The organism is Mucilaginibacter tolerans (genome assembly GCF_030519375.1).
GTDB lineage: Bacteria > Bacteroidota > Bacteroidia > Sphingobacteriales > Sphingobacteriaceae > Mucilaginibacter.
In genome coordinates this window covers 63960-84568 of sequence record NZ_JAUMKB010000007.1, presented here as the reverse complement: position 1 = coordinate 84568, position 20609 = coordinate 63960, and the positions used below count along the sequence as shown (strand labels likewise).

Below are 20609 nucleotides of genomic sequence, written 5' to 3'. Positions count from 1 at the left end.
TTTATTTTGGATTCACTTAATAAACTCATAGTACTAAATGAACCCCGTCAACAGACCGGCTTCGGGCGAAATCAGACAAAACAATGGTGGTCTGTGTGGCGGAAAGGCATTAGCAAACTTTGCTGAAGAAGTGGGAACCAGCGAACGATAGTGGGGCAAAGTATTGCAGCCGTGGTTTTGTCTGATTGCAGGGCAAAAGCCCGTGTGCAAAGAAGCAGGCGTCTGATGACTTGATTTTTTGTTACTTTTTTATCAAGAAAAAAGTAAAATAGCCCGGCGGCAATTGAGCGGTGTGATATCTTAGTTACCACGAAATAAATTATTTATACTAACGCTCAATCGCTCTACTGTGCGCATATCCAGCTTTAAGCTTCCCATATCAACACTCCGGTAAGCTGATCGGAATATTAATAGCCAATCCGCCATCCGACGTTTCCTTGTATTTGGAGTTCATGTCGAGTGCCGTCTGCCACATGGTTTTTACTACGGCGTCGAGGCTTACTTTGGCTTTGTCGGGGTTAGTTTGCAGAGCAAGCTGAGAGGCGGTGATGGCCTTTATGGCGCCCATGGTATTGCGCTCGATGCAGGGCACCTGTACCAGCCCGGCAATCGGGTCACAGGTGAGGCCCAGGTGGTGCTCCATGGCAATTTCGGCAGCCATTAATACCTGGCGCTGCGATCCGCCTAAACATTCCGTAAGCGCGGCAGCAGCCATTGCTGAGGATACGCCGATTTCGGCCTGACAGCCACCCATCGCAGCGGAGAGTGTAGCGCCTTTTTTAAATATACTGCCTACTTCAGAAGCCGTCATGATAAACTGCATGATCTTCTCGTCGTTAAAGCTATCGCAGAAAACAATCATATATTGCAGCACCGCAGGCACTACCCCCGCGGCACCGTTGGTCGGCGCCGTCACCACGCGACCGAAGGAGGCATTCTCCTCATTCACCGCTAGCGCAAAGCAGCTTACCCAATCCAATGTTTTCTGGAAACTATTGCCGGTATTACGGATGGCCAGCACCCATTCATCATAATTCCGATATTCGCGGTCGCCCAATAGCCGTTTGTTTAATGAAGCTGCACGGCGGGCAACGTTCAATCCGCCCGGCAAATAACCTGTAGTGTGGCAGCCTCTATAGATACACTCCTTCATCACCCGGAAAGTGTTCAATATACCTGTACGGGTTTCGACCTCGCTGCGCCAGGCCAGTTCATTTTCCAGCACCACTTCCGATATTTTCAAGCCAGTTTTAATACACCAGTGCAGCAGATCGCCGGCAGTATCAATAGGGAATGGCAGATCAACCTCAGCTTTACCCTGACTTTGATCACCTTCCTTCACCACAAATCCGCCGCCTATGGAATAGTAAGTTTCCGAAATAGCTTTTCCATTTTCCAAGAAGGCCTGAAAAGTAACCGCATTAGGGTGAAAAGGCAGACTCTCGCTAAATAAAAAGATCAGGTCGCCGGTTATCGAGAAATCTATATCCTGTATACCCCCCAATGAAAGACAGTTGCTTGTTTCAATATCCGTAATCTTCCCGCCAATCGCACCAACATCAAAGGTAACAGGGTCGTCGCCACTAAGTCCAAGCAATATCGCAATATCCGTTCCGTGACCTTTACCCGTCTTCGCAAGCGATCCGTATAGCAGAATTTTTATGCCTGTCACAATCGGCAAAGCGCCTTCGGCCGAAAGTGTTTCTACAAACTGCTGGGCTGCCCGCCACGGTCCAAGCGTATGTGAGCTGGATGGGCCTATACCAATCTTAAAAATATCAAATACGGATATCTGTTCGCGTTTCATCATTGCAAACTTACGATTATGGCGCTATTCATTTTTGTAATAAAAATATGGCGGCGCTTGACAGAATAATTTTTTTTCATAATTTGCAAATAACTAAATCGCTCTTAAACACTTAAAACCTCGAACACATGGAAAATTATGATGCAAACTCGGCTGGCGCAGCTGCAGGAATTATTGCAATCATCAGCGCTTTGCTTATTCCGATAATCATCGTTTCAGTAATCATGATTATCGCACATTGGAAGATTTATGAAAAAGCCGGCAAACCCGGATGGGCAGCGATCATCCCAATTTACAACATCATCGTTCTATTAGAAATTGTTGGTAAACCGCTTTGGTGGATAATCCTGTTCCTTATCCCTTGCGTTAATATTATTTTCGTTGTTTGGGTAACCAACCTGCTCAGCAAAAGCTTCGGGCAGAGTGAAGGCTTCACCGTTGGCTTGCTGCTACTTGGTGTGGTATTTTACCCGATACTTGGATTTGGGAATTATCAATATATAGGCCCTTCGGCTAAAGAAGCTGGCGGGTTAAGGCCTCTCGATCCGTCGGTAGGTTATAAAGATCCATTCAATCCGACTCCACCACCGCCTCCTTCAGAAGTTTAAACCGTGTTTAATCTGTTCAGTATACAATGCTCCTGTGGTCATTTGTTATTTATACATTGGCTGCAGGAGCATTTACTTCCCTGCCCTTTTAAATATTTTACCGGTATTGATTGTCCTGGCTGTGGGTTTCAGCGATCGGTTATCGCCTTAATTCAGGGCGATCTCCACAAAAGCTTCCAGATATATCCCCCCGCAATACCATTGTTATTGTTTTTTGCCTATGGCATTATGGACCGGCGTTTTAGCCTCGACACCAAAAACGAGGTTATCAAAAAAACAGGTTATATGATAGTAGGTACTATCATTATGGTAAGTTATTGCATTAAAATGTACGCTATTTACAAAAGTCACAACGTGTCCATATGAGCGCTGATGTGGTTGTAATCCTTAATGATGGTCTGTAGAAACAGCATATCATTCATCCCGTTTGGCGGAGTTACGTTCAGGTGTTCCTTCACGCGTAAAGCCATATTATAAACCACCACATTATTACCGGTTTTCATATATGCATTGATGATCTCGTGGATCAGCTCGACGTCCTTGTCACTTAATTGCCCGGCTTCTTTAAACACGGGCTGATAACCATCATAAGTCGGCATAAAAACGATGTTGTTAATTTGGGTGCGCGGTGTGGTGCGTATCAGTATCGTCCCGGCAACAATATCTCCTACGCGTTGGGTTTTGTCACTTACAGCCGCCGTTATTAATGCCACCAGTCCCGGAAAAGTGATCAAAAAATCAACTATCCTGAACAACCACCTCATAAAGTATTGCCCCACCCTTGGCTGCCCGCCATCCAGACTGATCACTTTGATCTTCATAATGCGTTTGCCTATGCTTTGCCCATTCATAAAAATCTCGAAGATCAGGTCGTAAAAAACAAAAAGTACAGCATAAACAATGATAGCGATGATAATACCTACGCTCTCCCCTACAAACCAATTGGCCAGGCTGCCTATAAATAGTCCAAGTATATATATCAGGAAAAAAATGGCCAGATCTATCAGTCTTGCCAATATGCGCTCACCTAATCCTGCAACCTCGTAATCAATATCTATATTCTGCGAGGTGGTTATCTTTATTGTCTGCATGCAAAAAATATTCTGTTACTAATATACTTTTTTAGTTGAAAGATAAAATTATTGTCAGTAATTTAAGCCGATATTAGACCGGAAGCAATTAATGCGTGAGCCTTTATTCGTAAAACAGAATGCCGAGAAGTGGAGCCAGTTTGAGCAATCGGCCACTACCGACCCTGATGAAATTGCTGAACGTTTTATTAAGATAACTGACGATCTGGCCTATGCCAAAACGTTTTATCCTAAATCAAAAACCACGGCTTACCTGAATGGATTAGCCTCACAATTACACCAATCCATCTACAAAAACAAGTCCGAAAAAAGCAACCGATTTATCACCTACTGGAAGTACGAGCTGCCTTTATTGTTCAAAACTTACCAAAGGCAATTGCTTTATTCCTTTATTTTTTTCGTGATCTTTTGCCTGATGGGGGTTCTATCTGCCAAATACGACCCAAATTTCCTAAGGCTCATTTTAGGACCGGAGTACGTGGAAATGACCAACGACAATATTGCCAAGGGCGACCCATTTGGAGTTTACAAACAGCAGAATGAGTTTGTTATGTTCTTTGGTATTGCGGCAAACAACATATTTGTGTCTTTTGTAATGTTTGCAAGCGGCATTATATTCTCAGTAGGCTCGATATTTTACATGCTTCAGAATGGCTTGATGCTTGGTTCCTTTGAGTACTATTTTTTTAGTAAAGGATTGGGCGTGCAGTCTATCCTGGTTATATGGATACACGGCACCATCGAAATATCTTCGCTGATTATTGCGGGCACCGCCGGGTTAGTTTTGGGCAACAGCTTCCTGTTCCCGAAAACCTACACTCGGCTGGCATCCCTGAAGAAAGGAGCTAAAGACGGTATTAAAATAGCACTTGGACTAGTGCCTTTATTTATTATTGCTGCTTTTTTTGAAAGCTTCGTGACACGTCATACCGAAATGCCGGTATGGTTAAGTATTACTATATTAGCGTCGTCACTATGCTTTATGATATGGTATGTGATTATTTACCCAAACAAACTTTATAAAAACCTGACCTTACATGGATTCGAACATTGAATTGGCAAAGCCCCGCGATTTCGGGGAAACCATCAACGACACATTTGCTTTCATCAAACAGAATTTTAAGCCGCTGCTTAAATACTTTTTTATTTTTTGCGGATTCTTTGTCGCTGCCACCTGCGCGCTAACAGTATTAATTGAGGTGAAAGCCGTCACCTTTGCCAACAATGTGGATTCTTTTAATGATTCCAATTCTCTTTCCAGAGTATTTTCCTTATTGGGAGTCTATTTCCTTTTGTTTCTTTTTATCGCACTGGAATATGTTGCTATCAATGTAACTGTTCTTTGCTTTATGACGCTTTATAAGCAAAAGCAAAATACCATTCCCACTACAGAAGAAGTATGGGGCTATTTTAAGTATTACTATCTGAGAGTATTGGGCAGTAGTATCTTATTGTATATTCTTATATGTATCGGTATGGTATTCTGCCTTTTACCAGGTATTTACCTAGCGATAATATTTGCACTGGTGCCTCCAATAATGATTATGGAGAATGCAAGCTTCGGGTACGCATTCAATCAGAGCTTCAGGCTAATAAAGGATAATTGGTGGACAACGTTCGGAGTTATAGTGGTTGTTTATATTATACTCTATGTACTCAACCTGGCAGTTTCAATACCATCCATGATCCTCGGAGCTGGCAATGTCTTTCTCCACCTCAGAGATGGTAATGCAATAACATTGCCGGTGGCTATTGTCACTTCTGTACTACAGGCTGTACAATATGTATTTCATATCCTTATAGTTGTTGCTGTAGGGTTATGCTATTTTAACCTGACTGAGAGCAAAGAAGGCACAGGCCTATTGGAACGCATCAATCAATTCGGCACAGGTGAAAGCCAAACAGATACAACTCAGGAAGAGTATTAAAATGCGGTTTTATCTATACCTGATATTATTTATCCTGGGCATAAATGCGGGCTATAGCGCTGAGAAAAAAGCGCCGCAGGCTAAGCACGAAAAAGCCGTATTAAAGATTGATAGTGCTTCTGCTGTAGATATACGCCATTTTGACCAGACTTCGTTAAATACCTATCGCAAAAAACCTGAATTTCAATATAAGGAAACCACCACAGATATTTCGTGGTGGACACGCTTCTGGCGCTGGTTCTGGAACTGGCTGGACAGCCTGTTCAGATTGAAGCCTGCAAAAGGGCTACCTACCTTTTGGGATATTTTCTGGCGTATTGTGAAGATATGCCTGCTTGCACTTGGCGTTGTTGCGTTGGTATTCTTCATATTCAAGGCACAGGGCATTAATATATTGGGCATCTTCAGGAAGAAGGCTACAAGTGCTGCGATACCTTATTCGGAGTTCTTTGAAGACATCAATGCCATAAATTTTGATGAAGAGATAGAAGGGGCCATTGGCAAAGGCAACTATCGTTTTGCTGTGCGGTTACTTTATCTTAAATGTTTGAAACATTTAAGCAATGCCGGGCTCATCGACTGGCAAATAGATAAAACCAATAGCGCTTATATCGGCGAGCTCAAAAATCAGCAACAGCAAGATGCATTCAGGATGCTGACGCTGCAGTTTGAATATGTATGGTATGGCGAATTTCTGATCGATCAGCAGGCATTTAAAACGATTGATTCGTCTTTCAGGGATTTTAATAAGCAGGTAGCATGAGAGATTTTAAGATATACATATCGATAGCCTCTATCCTGCTGGTGATCTACCTGGTGGCACAATACAATAAGCCGTCGCCTATTAACTGGCAGCCGACATTGTATTACCAGGATAAAATCCCTTACGGCACCTATATTCTGCACAATGAGCTGCAGCATTTTTTCCCCGGCGCAACGGTGACAAATACCAACCAGAACCTGTACGATCTTTTCCATAATTCAAATGACACCAACGGCAATTACCTGATCGTATCCAAATCAGTTAACATCAGCAAATATGATTATAAAGAACTGGTCGCTTTTATTGAAAAAGGAAACTCGGTACTGATATCGGCCTTAGGCTGGGGAGGGAAATTTGCCGATACGCTGGATATCTCGACCGGCGTTGAACTTAAAAAGAAACAAGAAGGGCTCAATTTTACCAATGAGAAACTAAAAGAGCAGAAAAGCTATCAATACGACAAAGATATTACCAGCGAATATTTTGTCAGTTTTGATACGGCGCATGCGGTAGTGCTCGGTAAAAACGAAAACGGCCATGCTACTCTGTTAAGATTCAAACATGGTAGCGGCACTTTGTACCTATGTGCTAACCCTTTAATATTTAGCAACTATGCTTTATTGAGTAACCGCGGCGATGATTATGCGACAAAAGTATTGTCCTACCTCCCTAAAAGCAAAGCTATTTATTGGGACGAGTATCAAAATGGCGATATACCTGAAGACACTTCGCCGATGAGGGTTTTCTTCAACAACCCTGCTTTGAGTTGGGCTTATTACCTGAGTCTTTTCGGAATAGTAATATTCGTTCTTTATGAAATGAAACGACGCCAGCGTATTATTCCGATCATCGAGCCGCTTAAGAATTCAACAGTTGAGTTTGCCAATGTGGTGGGACAGGTGTATTATGAGCAGCGCAACAATATGAATATTGCTCAAAAGATGATCGTTTTCTTTTACGAGCATCTGCGAACAAAATATTATTTAAAAACTAACCCTCTTGACGCAGAATTTGTCGAGCGGCTGTCGCAAAAAACAGGCATCGAGTTTTCATTTGCACAGGAGCTGATCGGCCATATTAAATATGTGCTGGTGCAGCATCAGGTGAGTGATCACGAATTAATCAGACTAAACCAATTGATCGAACAATTTTATAAAAAAACCAGGTAGACATGGAAGAAGGAATATTTGAACAGCGAACCGACCTTAGCAAACTGAACGCCGCGGTGAACCAGATAAAGGCTGTGCTTGGCACCATCATTGTTGGTCAGCAGGATAGCATTGACCTGCTGATTGCGGGCATACTGGCTGACGGCCATGTTTTGATAGAAGGCGTTCCGGGTGTGGCAAAAACACTAACCGCAAAACTGATCGCAAAGGCTATCGATGCACAGTATTCGCGTATTCAATTTACGCCCGACCTGATGCCGTCGGATGTGCTGGGCACATCTGTGTTTAATCCCAAGACAATCGATTTTGAATTTAAACATGGTCCGATATTCGGCAATATTATCCTGATAGATGAGATCAACCGTGCGCCGGCAAAAACACAATCGGCGTTGTTCGAGGTAATGGAAGAACGTCAGGTAACTATTGACGGGCAGAACTATAAAATGGAGGAGCCTTTCATTGTCCTGGCTACACAGAACCCTGTTGAACAGGAAGGCACTTATCGCCTACCCGAAGCCCAACTCGACCGTTTCCTGTTCAAAATCGAGATCAAATACCCTTCGCTCGAAGAAGAGATCAGGATCGTCACCCAGCAGCACCAGCATAAAACCGCTGATCAGCTGGCTGAGGTTAAACCGATCTTATCAAAAGAAGATATTATTTCACTTCGCAACCAGGTAAGAAGCTTCCATGTAGAGCCTAAGATATTGGAGTTTGTAGCCAAAGTGATCCACGAGACGCGCAATAATAAGTCGCTTTATCTTGGCGGTTCGCCGCGTGCTTCATTAGCTGTGGTAAATGCAGCAAAAGCATTGGCAGCCCTCAAAGGCCGTGATTTTGTAACGCCCGACGATGTCGTTTGGATAGCTCCTGCCGTGTTAAGGCACCGTATTATGCTGACACCTGACAAGGAAATGGAAGGCGTTAGTCCGGATGATATCATCAAACAGATTATTCAAAAAATTGAAGTTCCACGCTAATAAAGGGTGAAAAAGTTTTTCGGACTATTTTATAAAGACCTTTTCTTAACCAACCGGTTTTTCACCGGACTTGGGATTTGCGTGGTATTGTTTTTACTGTCGTTCTTTTTCCCCTGGTTTGGTGGCATTCCTGAATTGGCATTTTGGGTATTGATACTGCTCTTTTTAGCTGATGTGCTGATGCTATACCGGACATCAAAAGGTGTATTTGCCAGACGACATGCCCCTGAACGACTGAGCAACGGTGATGAGAATGAATTGGGCATCTATATTGAAAATGCTTATCCTTTTAATGTTTTTGTAGGTATAATTGATGAAATACCTTTCCAGTTTCAGAAAAGAGATCTGTGGTTTAAGACCAGCCTGAAACCAAATCAGAATAAACTGATCAATTATCTTTTACGACCGACCAAACGTGGTGAATATGAATTTGGTGATATACGGGTTTATGTGAGCTCGCCTTTGGGAATTGTAAGGAGAAGATATACAATAACTCAGGCAGAAAACTTACCGGTTTACCCGTCATTTTTACAAATGCGCAAATATGAGCTGATGGCTATATCGAATCGTTTAAGCGAGATTGGTGTCAAGAAGATCAGGAGATTGGGCCACAGTCTGGAATTTGAGCAGGTGAAAAATTATGTAGCCGGTGATGACTACCGAACCATTAACTGGAAAGCAACGGCCCGCCGCGGCGACCTGATGACCAATATTTACACCGACGAAAAATCGCAGCATGTATATTGTGTGATCGATAAATCAAGGGCGATGAAAATGCCTTTTGAAGGTTTAAGTCTACTGGACTACGCCATCAATGCCAGCCTGGTATTATCAAATGTTGCCCTGTTAAAAGAAGACAAAGCCGGACTGATCACCATTGCTGAGAAATTAGGTTCTGTGGTGCCTGCCGACCGGAAAGCTGTTCAGATCAACCGGATATTAGAGGTATTATACAAAGAAAAGACCCGCTACCTGGAAACTAATATGGAAGTGCTGTATAGCACTATCCGTAATGTACTGAAACAACGCAGCCTGGTGGTTTTCTTTACCAATTTCGAAAGTATGTCCTCGATGGAGCGGCAGCTTCCTTTCCTGAAACGTATCAATAAATTCCATTTGCTTCTGGTGGTCTTCTTTGAAAATACAGAACTGGAGAAACTCAGTGAAGATGAAGCTTATAATGTCGAAGAAATCTACATTAAAACCATCGCCGAAAAGTTTGCCTACGACAAAAAGCTGATCGTAAAAGAGCTAACTAAGCATGGCATCCAATCTATCCTGAGCAAGCCTCAGGAGCTGACAATTAATACTATTAACAGGTATTTGGAGCTGAAGGCCAAGCAAAGGATTTAAATCAAGTGCCCGGCAGTAAATGATGTGTAGGCAGTTTTACGTCAGCCTCGCGCAAATCTTTTACGATCCTCTCCTGGAGGTACAGTTTAATATCAAAATAATCGGCTGGGTCAACCCAAACACGAACGGTAAAGCGTATGCCGTCTATCTCTAAAGCATAAACCCCAATAATTGGTGCCGGCTTACGTATGATGCCTTTCGTTCCTTTTATAGCATTGTCAATAATGCCTTTCACCTGTTCCACATCAACAATATAACCTAGCTTTAATTCAAACTCCAGGCGGCGTTTACCTTCACGGGTTACGTTTACGATCACCTCATTAAATAGCTTTCCGTTGGGGATGATTATTGTGCGGTTATCACCTGTTAGCAAAACGGTATAGAAAAGCTGTATCGAAGTTACGATGCCATCTTGTCCCTGGGCAATGATATTATCCTTCAGATCAAATGGCTTCAGCAAAAGGATAAGCACACCACCTGCAAAGTTTTGAAATGTGCCCGACAATGCTAAACCAGCTGCCACACCAAATGAACCAATAATGACACTCAGAAAGCTTAGCTCCCAGCCGACGATATTAAATACCGATAAAGTTAAAAGCACATAAAGGGTGGTAATAGTAAGGCTCAGAAAGAAAGGCTGTAACGTAGAGTGCACTTCACGTTTACTCATCCGGTAGCGCATACGTGCTTTAAAGAACCTGATAAACCAGAGCCCTATTAAAAATATTAAAATTCCGGCAATGTAATTTGGCCCGCGGGTAATCAGCCAATGATGAAATTCAGTATAAAATTCTTCGAGCTTCATAGAAAGAAGCCAAAGGTAAGAAATAAATTATTTACCGTAGATGGTTACAAACAATTCAGGCCCCTTTATGAGCACCCATTCCAGTAAATGAGATTTTATAAGTCTTGCTTTCTCGTTTATTGCTTTCATTACCTGAGTTATTCAATTGTTGTGCCTGAAACTGACTGCTTAACAATCTTTAACAAAACTACATCCAATTTCATGAGTATTGTTACAAAAATTAATCATTTGATTAACCGATGACGCTGCCTTTACATTACAGTGACTTACAGCTGGTTCAGAAAATAAGAAAGCCTGTCTGTAAAAACAGACAGGCTTTTTATAGTCAAGGCTTAAGACTTGAGCTAACAGATATTACATCATGCCGCCCATACCGCCACCACCCATCGGAGGCATACCGCCACCTTTTTCATCTTCTGGTTCGTCAGCAAGGATACACTCAGTTGTCAGCAACATAGCTGCAATTGAAGCTGCATTTTCCAAAGCTACACGGCCCACTTTAGTTGGGTCGATAACACCCGCACCAATCAGGTTTTCATATTTGTCAGTACGTGCGTTGTAACCAAAGTCACCTTTACCTTCTTTTACTTTTTGTACTACGATAGAACCTTCGATACCTGCATTTTCGCAGATCTGGCGAAGAGGCTCTTCAATAGCACGACGGATGATTTGGATACCAGTGTTTTCATCCTCATTAGCACCTTTCAGGTTAGCTAAAGCTTCAACAGCACGGATGAAAGCTACACCACCACCAGCAACGATACCTTCTTCAACGGCAGCGCGGGTTGCGTGTAAAGCGTCATCAACGCGGTCTTTCTTTTCTTTCATTTCAACTTCAGTAGCTGCACCAACATATAATACAGCAACACCACCTGATAATTTAGCAAGACGTTCCTGCAGTTTTTCACGGTCATAGTCAGAAGTTGTTGATTCGATCTGAGATTTGATCTGGCCAACACGAGCTTTGATCTCTTCAGTGGAACCAGCACCATTGATAACAGTAGTATTGTCTTTATCAACAATTACTTTTTCAGCAGTGCCCAAATAGGAAAGGTCAGCGTTTTCCAGTTTGAAACCTCTTTCTTCAGAGATCAAAGTACCACCAGTTAAGATAGCGATATCTTCCAGCATAGCTTTACGACGGTCACCGAAGCCTGGAGCTTTAACAGCAGCCACTTTCAGTGAACCGCGTATCTTGTTAACTACCAAAGTAGCTAAAGCTTCACCGTCAAGGTCTTCAGCAATGATCAGTAACGGTTTGCCAGTTTGTACTTGTTTTTCAAGGATAGGAAGTAATTCCTTCATTGAAGATATTTTCTTGTCGTAGATCAGGATGTAAGGATTATCCAGTTCCACTTCCATTTTATCAGCATTGGTTACGAAGTATGGAGAAAGGTAACCACGGTCAAACTGCATACCTTCTACAGTTTTAACTTCAGTTTCAGTACCTTTTGCTTCTTCAACAGTGATCACACCGTCTTTACCAACTTTATCCATTGCTTCAGCGATCAATGAGCCGATAACTTCATCGTTGTTAGCTGATATAGAAGCAACTTGTTTGATCTTGTTGGTGTCTTCACCTACAGTTTGCGACTGGCTTTGCAGATCTTTTACAACTGCTGCTACCGCTTTGTCGATACCACGTTTCAGGTCCATTGGGTTTGCGCCTGCAGCTACGTTTTTAATACCTGCAGTTACAATAGCCTGAGCTAAAACGGTAGCAGTGGTAGTACCATCACCAGCAATATCAGCAGTTTTTGAAGCTACTTCTTTTACCATCTGAGCACCCATATTTTCTAAAGCATCTTTTAATTCGATCTCTTTAGCTACAGTTACACCGTCTTTAGTGATTGAAGGTGAACCGAATTTTTTGTCGATGATCACATTACGACCTTTTGGTCCTAAAGTTACTTTAACCGCATTGGCTAAAATATCCACACCACGTTTCAAAGCGTCGCGTGCTTCTACATTATATCTAACTTGTTTTGCCATGTCTTTTTAATTGATTTTTTTTGAATAATTGATTGTGCTGAACGAGTACTGAAGAGTGCAAATCACTAATTCAATAACTCTCTCATTCACGAATTAAAGCACCGCGTATATGTCTGATTCACGCATAATTAAGTACTCTTTACCTTCGTAGGTAATTTCAGTACCAGCATATTTGCCATATAAAACCTGGTCACCAGCCTTAACAGTTAGGGGTTCATCTTTTTTACCGTCACCAACAGCAACGATTGTTCCGCGTTGAGGTTTTTCTTTAGCAGTGTCCGGAATAATGATACCGGATGCAGTCTTCTCTTCGGCGGGAGCAGCTTCCACTACCACCCTGTCTCCGATAGGTTTAATGTTTAATGCCATAGTTATCCTAATTTAATTTTATAAAAAGTTTAAAATGTGTGATGCCCAAGCCATAGCTAAGGCAGATTGCAATGCACATCAATTATGCCAAGCAGAGGTTAAAGTCCAAATTGACAGCCTAACTGTTCAAATGTCATATTTAGGTCAAGCAGCCTGTCGCATCTTAATAATTACTTAACGTAACGGTGTCATCATGTCAGTGCCGCTTCAAACAAAAATGGGCTTTGGTTTATGCCCAAGCCCATTTCCTATATCGTTAAATATTACTATTTCTTTCCGGTTGAACCTGTAGAACCTGTTGCAGGTATGTTCAAAGGTGCTGGTTGTGTACTGGTTGGCACAGTTGGCTTAGAGGCTTTCTGTTCAATTTGATCTACATTACTGTTATCAATCTTGGCAGCGCTACCTCCCTTAACAGAAATATTGATCGCCAGCGACAATACCATTAAAGATATCGCCAGAATCCAGGTACCTTTTTCTAAAAAGTCGCCTGTTTTTTGTACGCCCATCAATTGAGACGAGCTTGAGAAATTGGATGTTAAACCCCCACCTTTAGGGTTTTGGATCAATACGATAGCGCCTAAAAGCACACACACCACAACGGCAAGGATCACTAAAATCAAATACATTTCTTTATTATTAGTTGGTTTTTCTTTCTAACAGTTCAATCTGGTCGGCAAAGTAACGGCTTTTTTCCGGGAATTTCAACATCAATTTTTTGTAAGTGTTTATGGCTTTGTGATAAAGCATCTGATCGATGTATATTTTTGCCAGTGTTTCGCTTACAAATTCATCCTGATCTTCGGAACTTTTCTTCGCCTTATTCTCGTTGTCGAGCTTGTCGACACTTGGGGTAGTAATATGGGGTTCTTCTGTAATAAACCTTTTAATGATCCGGTCTTCCTTCCTTTTCGGGTCAAATTCCAGCGCGGGTTCAGCCGTACTCCTGTCCAATTCTTCAACTGATGTCAGGTGGAAAATATTTTCGTAGTACTGCTGCTGCAGTTCATCCGCGGCATGCCTTTGTATAGCCTGGGTAGTATCCAGTTTAAACGGCTGATAAACGCCTGCATGTTCCTTACGTGTCTTATTCAGCCACCATAAAAAAGTGTACGGCAGCGAATCATCGTCGTATCTGGATACATCATGCGTTTCGGTTGTGGCCATCTCCACTGTTGTATTTTCAACCGGAGTTGAAGGAGTTGCTTCAACTGGCTCAACAGGCTTACGCTCATTAAATGCCCTGTCGAAAACAAAATAATCAGTGGCTGCTATGTTGCCGACGATCAGCTTTTCGGCCTCATCGTCCATATTCAAAGCACGTTCTTTCGCCGCGAGTGGTTCTTTAAAAGGCTCTTCTAAATCTGACTGTGCTAATTCCTCCTCCACTATGGGTTCTTTTATATGTTCTTCAAAAGTTGATGGCACTTGCTCTTCATCAATGATGGGCAGTTCTGCATCCGGGATAACAGTTTCGACCGGCCTGGGAATATGCGCAAATGTAATATTCTCTATACCGACAATTTCGTCGAATACATCGTCTTCGATATTATGCGGAAGTTCCGCCAAAGCAAAAACAGGAGACTCCGTTAATTGTTCGTGCTCACCAATCCCGGCGTCAGCATGTTTTTCTTCTAACGGTTGAGCTACCTCGTCCGCCAGTGGGCCATATTCAACAATTTCTTCCTCTGTGGAGGTTTCTTCTTCGTAAACCGGTTTGTGAAGTGGCTCAGTTAACTCGGCTTCTTGCCGGTGCTGATCAATAACAGGAGCTTCGACCATGTGCTCCATTTCTTCTGATGCTTCTGCATCATGGTAATGTGTAAAGTCGGCGGGTTCTTCAATCAGAGGTTCAAGTTCAGCAACGGCCTCAATAGGAACTTCAACAACTTCACTTTCCTGATGCGTCTCTTCAGTAGAAGACAAATCAAACGCTTCCTGCACCGTCTCAAATCCGTTAATTTCAGCGTACTCTACTTCTGCTTCAACATTGGCAATGCCTGCAGTTTCTTCTGATACTGGCGGATCAGTTTCAACAACCGGGTTAGTATATTCAGTTTCGTTGGTTTGCTGAGCTATCTGATCTTGAGTCACCCCCGCCAAGCTTTCCGGAGAACGGATCAGTTTATACAAGACCATCGGGTTTACGTATGCAGCAGCATTACCGGTGTTTTGCCCACCCTCTGCATGAGCAAGGAGAGCATGCAGCAGGCCACTTTGCGGAAACTCTGCTATCAGGCTTTGCAAGTTTGCCACATAGGCATGGCCATTGTTGGCAGGGTCTGCCAGCAAGTTCCATAAAACTTCATTTTGCCTGTTATTTAAATATTGGTCCACGAGAGGTTGAAACTACAAATTGCTTTACCAATTAGCAAAGGCTCTGTTAAAAATATCTTCCGTCAGCTGTTTGGTGATTGTCGCAATCAAACCTTGCTCCTTTCCGGCAATATCACCAGTAAAATCAGCAAATGCGGGGAAGGATTGTGTAAAATTATTTTTTTTATCGGCCTTATTGGTATAAGTAACACTTACGGTAATCGTCAATCTGTTGGCACCTGCTATAGGCGCTACGTTATTATTAGTAGCCTGAACAGAAACGGGTTCTATTGTATACCCTGTAATATTTCCGGTCATAGAGGCATCCGCTTCGCCCTGCACAATTGACAAGCTGGTAGTAGTACGTATACGGCTCTTCAGCGCTTCAGTAAAGTTTTGACTAAGGTTGCCAACAACTAGCTGGGCATTATTTTCAAAATAGCCCACATTGATGGTTTTTAATCCCTGTGTTGAGGCACCAGTTAGTTTTATTGTACACGATTGGGCAAATAAAACCAAGGAACTTACAGCAACCAGGATAAATAATATTCTTTTTATCATCAATTATAGATCTAACTCTTTTATCTTACGGTACAAGGTCCGCTCAGAAATGCCCAGTTCATTGGCGGCAAGTTTACGTTTCCCTTTGTGTTTTTTTAGCGCTTTACGTATCAGGTCCGATTCTTTTTCGATTAGCGATAAGGATTCCTCTACCTCTTCAGCTTCATGAGTAATATTAAATTCGCCATTGTTACCGGTATTTATAACGGGATGCTGTATGGTAAATTGTGTCTCAGGCGTGCTTCCCGGCAATTCAATATCCCTGTAAAGATGGCTCAAATTCTGCTGCTTGCCGGCATAATCCGGGCTTACGCCACCATGCTGAATAATATCTGCGACCAGCTTTTTCAGCTCGTTCATATCGCGCTTCATATCAAACAGCACTTTGTATAATATGTCGCGTTCAGAAAAATCTTCTTTAGGCTGATTTTCTAGGCGCATTGGTAAGTTGCGGGTGGTTGATTCAGCAGGGATATAATTCAAAATAATTGGAGCTGTGATCAATCTGTCGCGTTCCAATACAGCCAGTTGCTCAGCCATATTCTTCAACTGACGCACGTTACCCGGCCATGAATAGTTAATCAGCAATTGCTGCGCTTCATCATCCAGTTGGATAGGCGGCGTACGGTATTTGTCGGTAAAATCAGCTGTGAACTTTCTGAAGAGCAGGTAAATATCTTCTTTTCTGTCACGTAATGCAGGTATGCGCAAAGGAACCGTATTTAGGCGATAATACAAGTCTTCGCGAAATTTGCCGTTCTTAACTGCCTCATATACATCAACATTTGTAGCTGCAATCACGCGCACATTGGTTTTCTCCACTTTGGATGAACCTACTTTTATGTACTGGCCTGATTCCAATACCCTGAGCAAACGCGCCTGCGTACCTAATGGCATTTCGGCGATCTCGTCCAAAAAGATGGTACCACCGTTTACGGTTTCAAAATATCCTTTTCGTTCGCCAACGGCACCTGTATAAGCACCTTTTTCGTGACCGAACAATTCTGAATCAATAGTGCCTTCCGGAATAGCGCCGCAGTTAACGGCAATAAAAGGCCCATGCTTACGCGGACTCATCTGGTGGATGATATGCGAAAACACCTCCTTACCGCTTCCGCTTTCGCCGGTAATCAGCACTGATATATCTGTTGGCGCAACCTGGTTGGCAATGGTAATGGCCCTGTTCAACAGAGGCGAACTACCAATGATCCCAAACCGCTGTTTTATTTCTTGTACTTCCATTTATTCGATTTGAATATTTGGCAATTTGAAAATTTGAAGATGATGAGCCATTTTCAAATCTTCAGATCATCAAATTAGCTAATAACTCTTCCAATAAGAGTCGCCGTAGTTGTTCTTTCAACCAATACATTCACATATTGGCCTGGTTTATAATTTTCGCCTACGGGGAATACGACCATGGCATTCTGATCGCTCCGGCCGCAATAATCCTTATCTGATTTTTTTGAGAAACCTTCGATCAAAACTTTCTGTACTTTACCCAGCTGTTGCTGCAAACGCTGATAAGAGTATTGCTGCTGTTTAGCCACCACCTCTTTCAGGCGGCTGCTTTTTACAGCCCCCGGGATATCATCCGCATAACGCTTTGCCGCCAAAGTGCCCGGCCTCTCCGAATACATGAACATATAAGCAAAATCATATTGCACATAATCCATCATGCTCAAAGTATCCTGGTGTTCTTCATCCGTCTCGGTACAGAAGCCAGTGATAACATCGGTTGAGATAGCACATCCAGGAATGATCCGGCGGATGGCATCCACACGGTTTATATACCACTCGCGGTCATAGGTGCGGTTCATCAGTTCCAGTATACGACTGTTGCCCGATTGTACCGGAAGATGGATATAGTTACAAATATTCTCGTATTTAGCAATAGTATAAAGTACCTCATCGGTAATATCTTTCGGATGAGAGGTGGAGAAACGTACCCGTAGATCCGGATGAATCAAAGCAACCATCTCAAGTAAGTTCGCAAAATTGACAACTTCTGACTTCTGATTTCGGACTTCTGACTCCTGACTTCCGACCTCCGAGCTCCATTTATATGAATCTACATTCTGTCCCAGCAAGGTAACCTCGCGATATCCCTGGTTAAACAGATCAGTACATTCCTTTACTATCGACTGTGGTTCACGACTACGCTCACGACCCCGGGTAAACGGCACCACGCAGAACGAACACATATTATCGCAGCCACGCATGATCGACACAAAGGCGTTGATACCATTACTGTTCAAACGTACCGGGTTAATGTCCGCATAAGTTTCCTCACGGGATAGTAATACGTTTACCGCTTTTTGCCCATCATCTACTTTATCTATCAATCCAGGAAGGTCGCGGTATGCATCGGGGCCAACCACAACATCCACCAATTTTTCTTCTTCCAGAAACTTTGATTTCAATCTTTCCGCCATACAGCCCAGAACACCAACTACCAGACCCGGGTTTTTCACTTTGGCTACTGTAAATTCTTTCAGACGGTTACGCACGCGCTGCTCAGCATTCTCGCGGATAGAACAGGTATTAATGAAGATCACGTCAGCATTGTTATAATCGCCGGTGGTTTCAAATCCCTGATCCGACAAAATTGAAGCGACGATCTCGCTATCCGAAAAATTCATAGCACAGCCATAGCTTTCAATATAAAGCTTGCGCCCATTATTCTTTCCCTTCGGCTCCAGTATCAAAGCCTCGCCCTGCCTGCTCTCGTCGTGTATTTTATCGGGAATTATCAAATCCATCATCTATACTATAAAATTGAACCGCAAAATTACACAAAATTTAGAATTTAATGACAGTTTGTCACGTTTAACAAAACCAAATAGCTAATTGTTATGTAGTGATATTGTAAAAAATAGAACCAGGCATACAGTTGAAGTGGCCGAAGTTGGCTAACTTGGCAAAGCGGAGCATCGTATAAACATCAACCTAACCAGGAGCAATAGGATGGCAATAACCCTTCTTAAACACAAAAAGCATAAAATAGGACTAACCGTTCTCCTGGTACTCGTTGGGATTATTCTTATCCTGGCCTTTATTGTGAATCAGTACTGGTCGCCGATTTTGGCCAAAAGGGTAAAGAGTGTAGTCTCTACCAGTAGCGAGGGTCTTTATACTATTGATTTCTCAGATGCCAAATTCCATATTTTAAGAGGCGAGCTGGACATTTATAACATCACTCTGAAACCTGACACAGCAGTATATAATCAAAGGCTTAAAGCCCATCTTGCACCCAATAACCTAGTTGAGCTGCATGTGAAGCGATTGATCATTTCTCATATGCACCCGTTCATGCTCTATTTTCAGCATAAACTGGAAATAGGGCGTATAGTATTAAGTCAACCTGAATTGAACGTCAGTTACCAGCAAAATCATTTAAAAGACACAGTGGTAAAGGATCGCCGCACTTTATATCAGAAGATATCCGGCTCACTTAAATCCATCCATATCGGCGATATTATCTTAGGTGACGTACAGTTGAAATATCAAGACTATTCGGGAAATCAGCTTGCTATTTCCGAGCTAAAGGAAATGAATTTAAGTGCAACGGATATGCTTATAGATTCCGCTTCACAAACAGACAAATCGAGATTATTATATTGCCGGGATATCGTTGCCGAACTGAACAACTACTCAGGTCGATCTAAAAATGGGTTATACCAGTATAAGATCAAATCATTACGCCTTTCTACTAAAACATCACGGCTCGATATACAGGGGCTTGACCTGAAGCCGGTAAAACCCGATGTGTTTTTTAAAAACAGCGAAAAAGACCGATTCGATGTACATCTTGATACCTTAAGGATAGATCATTTTGATTACCTCGGCTACCATAAATACAGGGTCATCAACGCATCGCATATGACTTTGAATAGCGGATCATTAAATTTGTTCAGCAATCCCAAGTTTATCCTTAAAATCACTGACAGGGAGCGAACGTATCCAAACTTCGGGCTAAAGGAAATAAGGGCAGATCTGAATATCGACACTATAGATGTAAAGCGCATCAATGTCTCCTATACGGAATACAATCATAAGTCCGATCAGACGGGCACGATTGCGTTCAATAATTCCTCAGGCCGCATTTTAAATGTAACCACCAATAAACAGGCCCTTGTCAGAAATAATATCTGTTCAGTAAACCTGACAAGCTACTTCATGAATCGTGGGAAGCTGGATGCGCAGTTTACCTTTAATCTTACTGATGAAAATCTACCCTTTACCTACAAAGGCAGCATCGGCCCAATGGATCTGACGGTGCTCAATCCGGCTATTATGCCTTTGGGGTTAATTAAGGTAAATAATGGAAGACTAACCAGTTTTGAGTTTGACATAAAGGCGGATAATAGTGTATCAAAAGGCCGGGTAGCTTTATTATATAATGATCTGAAAGTAACCGTTCTGAAGGCTGACACGATAAATGATAAACTGAAGCATATGACCATTGCTTCCCTGTTTGCCAATGTGATGGTTTTGAAACATGATAACCCTGATACTCCGGGCGAGGCACCCCGTTCCTTTAATGTGAATTATGAACGCCCCCGGGATTATCCTTTCTTTAAAAATATCTGGCATACACTGCTCACCGGCATTAAACCTTGTGTCGGTCTGGATGAAAAAATGCAGCAGGACGTTAAAAATAAGATAGCCGACATGGCTATAAAAAAACAGGAACGCCTGGTTAAGAAAGAACAAAGAAAACAACGCCGGGCCGAACGCAAATTAAGACGAGAGCTAAAAAAGCAGCAAAAAGAAGAGGCTCAGCAGCATTAGGATTTACTCCATTAGATTACTTTTCTATTTCGATGCAACGTATCTCCGTCATACCGCGTCTATTGAGAAAAGT

At 42.5% G+C, this 20609-nt stretch carries 19 protein-coding genes; 9 read left to right on the top strand and 10 right to left on the bottom strand.

Translation table 11 applies throughout. The annotated features are described in order from the left end of the window. Positions 1-379: 379 nt before the first annotated feature. Complete coding sequence (locus Q3A68_RS11640; protein ID WP_302901408.1) at positions 380-1807, bottom strand: L-serine ammonia-lyase; 1428 nt, start codon at positions 1805-1807, stop codon at positions 380-382. A 128-nt stretch (positions 1808-1935) separates the two neighbouring features. Between Q3A68_RS11640 and Q3A68_RS11635 the strand changes: the two genes are divergently transcribed. Further along, entirely contained in the window at positions 1936-2415 is a 480-nt protein-coding gene (locus tag Q3A68_RS11635) for a DUF5684 domain-containing protein (RefSeq protein WP_302901258.1), read from the top strand. 3 nt (positions 2416-2418) lie between these two features. Continuing rightward, entirely contained in the window at positions 2419-2781 is a 363-nt protein-coding gene (locus Q3A68_RS23165) for a DUF2752 domain-containing protein (RefSeq protein WP_368045670.1), read from the top strand. Here the strand turns inward: Q3A68_RS23165 and Q3A68_RS11630 are convergent. Further along, a complete protein-coding gene (locus Q3A68_RS11630; RefSeq protein ID WP_302901257.1) occupies positions 2763-3506 on the bottom strand; it encodes an RDD family protein in 744 nt (247 codons plus the stop codon). The genes Q3A68_RS23165 and Q3A68_RS11630 overlap by 19 nt on opposite strands. A 91-nt stretch (positions 3507-3597) precedes the next feature. Between Q3A68_RS11630 and Q3A68_RS11625 the strand changes: the two genes are divergently transcribed. From Q3A68_RS11625 to Q3A68_RS11600, 6 genes are read left to right on the top strand one after another with little or no spacing between them, the layout of a single operon-like run. Next, positions 3598-4560 (top strand): stage II sporulation protein M, encoded by a 963-nt coding sequence (locus Q3A68_RS11625; protein ID WP_302901256.1) that lies wholly within the window; start codon positions 3598-3600, stop codon positions 4558-4560. Further along, positions 4544-5434, top strand: a complete 891-nt coding sequence (locus Q3A68_RS11620) for a DUF7847 domain-containing protein (RefSeq protein WP_302901255.1) — start codon at positions 4544-4546, stop codon at positions 5432-5434. The genes Q3A68_RS11625 and Q3A68_RS11620 overlap by 17 nt, the downstream gene beginning before the upstream one ends. Before the next feature lies 1 nt (position 5435). Then, complete coding sequence (locus Q3A68_RS11615; RefSeq protein ID WP_302901254.1) at positions 5436-6197, top strand: DUF4129 domain-containing protein; 762 nt, start codon at positions 5436-5438, stop codon at positions 6195-6197. Further along, positions 6194-7366 carry a DUF4350 domain-containing protein gene (locus tag Q3A68_RS11610; RefSeq protein WP_302901253.1) on the top strand — a complete coding sequence of 391 codons (1173 nt, stop codon included), beginning with the start codon at positions 6194-6196 and terminating at the stop codon, positions 7364-7366. The genes Q3A68_RS11615 and Q3A68_RS11610 overlap by 4 nt, the downstream gene beginning before the upstream one ends. A 2-nt stretch (positions 7367-7368) precedes the next feature. Then, the gene (locus tag Q3A68_RS11605; RefSeq protein WP_302901252.1) at positions 7369-8346 is read left to right on the top strand and encodes an AAA family ATPase; all 978 of its coding nucleotides are present in this window, start codon (positions 7369-7371) and stop codon (positions 8344-8346) included. Positions 8347-8352: 6 nt separating this feature from the next. Further along, positions 8353-9699, top strand: a complete 1347-nt coding sequence (locus tag Q3A68_RS11600) for a DUF58 domain-containing protein (protein ID WP_302901251.1) — start codon at positions 8353-8355, stop codon at positions 9697-9699. Position 9700: 1 nt separating this feature from the next. Here Q3A68_RS11600 and Q3A68_RS11595 read toward each other — a convergent pair whose 3' ends face one another. The 8 genes from Q3A68_RS11595 to miaB all read right to left on the bottom strand — a co-directional run bounded on the left by Q3A68_RS11595 (position 9701) and on the right by miaB (position 18507). Further along, positions 9701-10504 carry a mechanosensitive ion channel family protein gene (locus Q3A68_RS11595; protein ID WP_302901250.1) on the bottom strand — a complete coding sequence of 268 codons (804 nt, stop codon included), beginning with the start codon at positions 10502-10504 and terminating at the stop codon, positions 9701-9703. A 354-nt stretch (positions 10505-10858) separates the two neighbouring features. Further along, positions 10859-12496, bottom strand: coding sequence for a chaperonin GroEL (gene groL, locus Q3A68_RS11590; RefSeq protein WP_302901249.1), 1638 nt, complete (start codon positions 12494-12496; stop codon positions 10859-10861). A 93-nt stretch (positions 12497-12589) separates the two neighbouring features. Beyond that, the gene (locus Q3A68_RS11585) at positions 12590-12865 is read right to left on the bottom strand and encodes a co-chaperone GroES (protein WP_147029659.1); all 276 of its coding nucleotides are present in this window, start codon (positions 12863-12865) and stop codon (positions 12590-12592) included. A 266-nt stretch (positions 12866-13131) separates the two neighbouring features. After that, the gene (secG, locus tag Q3A68_RS11580) at positions 13132-13494 is read right to left on the bottom strand and encodes a preprotein translocase subunit SecG (protein ID WP_302901248.1); all 363 of its coding nucleotides are present in this window, start codon (positions 13492-13494) and stop codon (positions 13132-13134) included. A 10-nt stretch (positions 13495-13504) separates the two neighbouring features. Next, positions 13505-15202, bottom strand: coding sequence for a hypothetical protein (locus tag Q3A68_RS11575; protein WP_302901247.1), 1698 nt, complete (start codon positions 15200-15202; stop codon positions 13505-13507). A 24-nt stretch (positions 15203-15226) separates the two neighbouring features. Continuing rightward, complete coding sequence (locus Q3A68_RS11570) at positions 15227-15742, bottom strand: LptE family protein (RefSeq protein WP_302901246.1); 516 nt, start codon at positions 15740-15742, stop codon at positions 15227-15229. Between the two features lie 3 nt (positions 15743-15745). Further along, on the bottom strand, positions 15746-16984 hold the full coding sequence (locus Q3A68_RS11565) for a sigma-54 interaction domain-containing protein (RefSeq protein WP_302901245.1): 1239 nt from the start codon (positions 16982-16984) through the stop codon (positions 15746-15748). Between the two features lie 74 nt (positions 16985-17058). Next, positions 17059-18507, bottom strand: coding sequence for a tRNA (N6-isopentenyl adenosine(37)-C2)-methylthiotransferase MiaB (gene miaB / locus Q3A68_RS11560; protein WP_302901244.1), 1449 nt, complete (start codon positions 18505-18507; stop codon positions 17059-17061). 202 nt (positions 18508-18709) lie between these two features. Between miaB and Q3A68_RS11555 the strand changes: the two genes are divergently transcribed. Further along, positions 18710-20536, top strand: coding sequence for a hypothetical protein (locus tag Q3A68_RS11555; protein WP_302901243.1), 1827 nt, complete (start codon positions 18710-18712; stop codon positions 20534-20536). Positions 20537-20609: the final 73 nt, after the last annotated feature.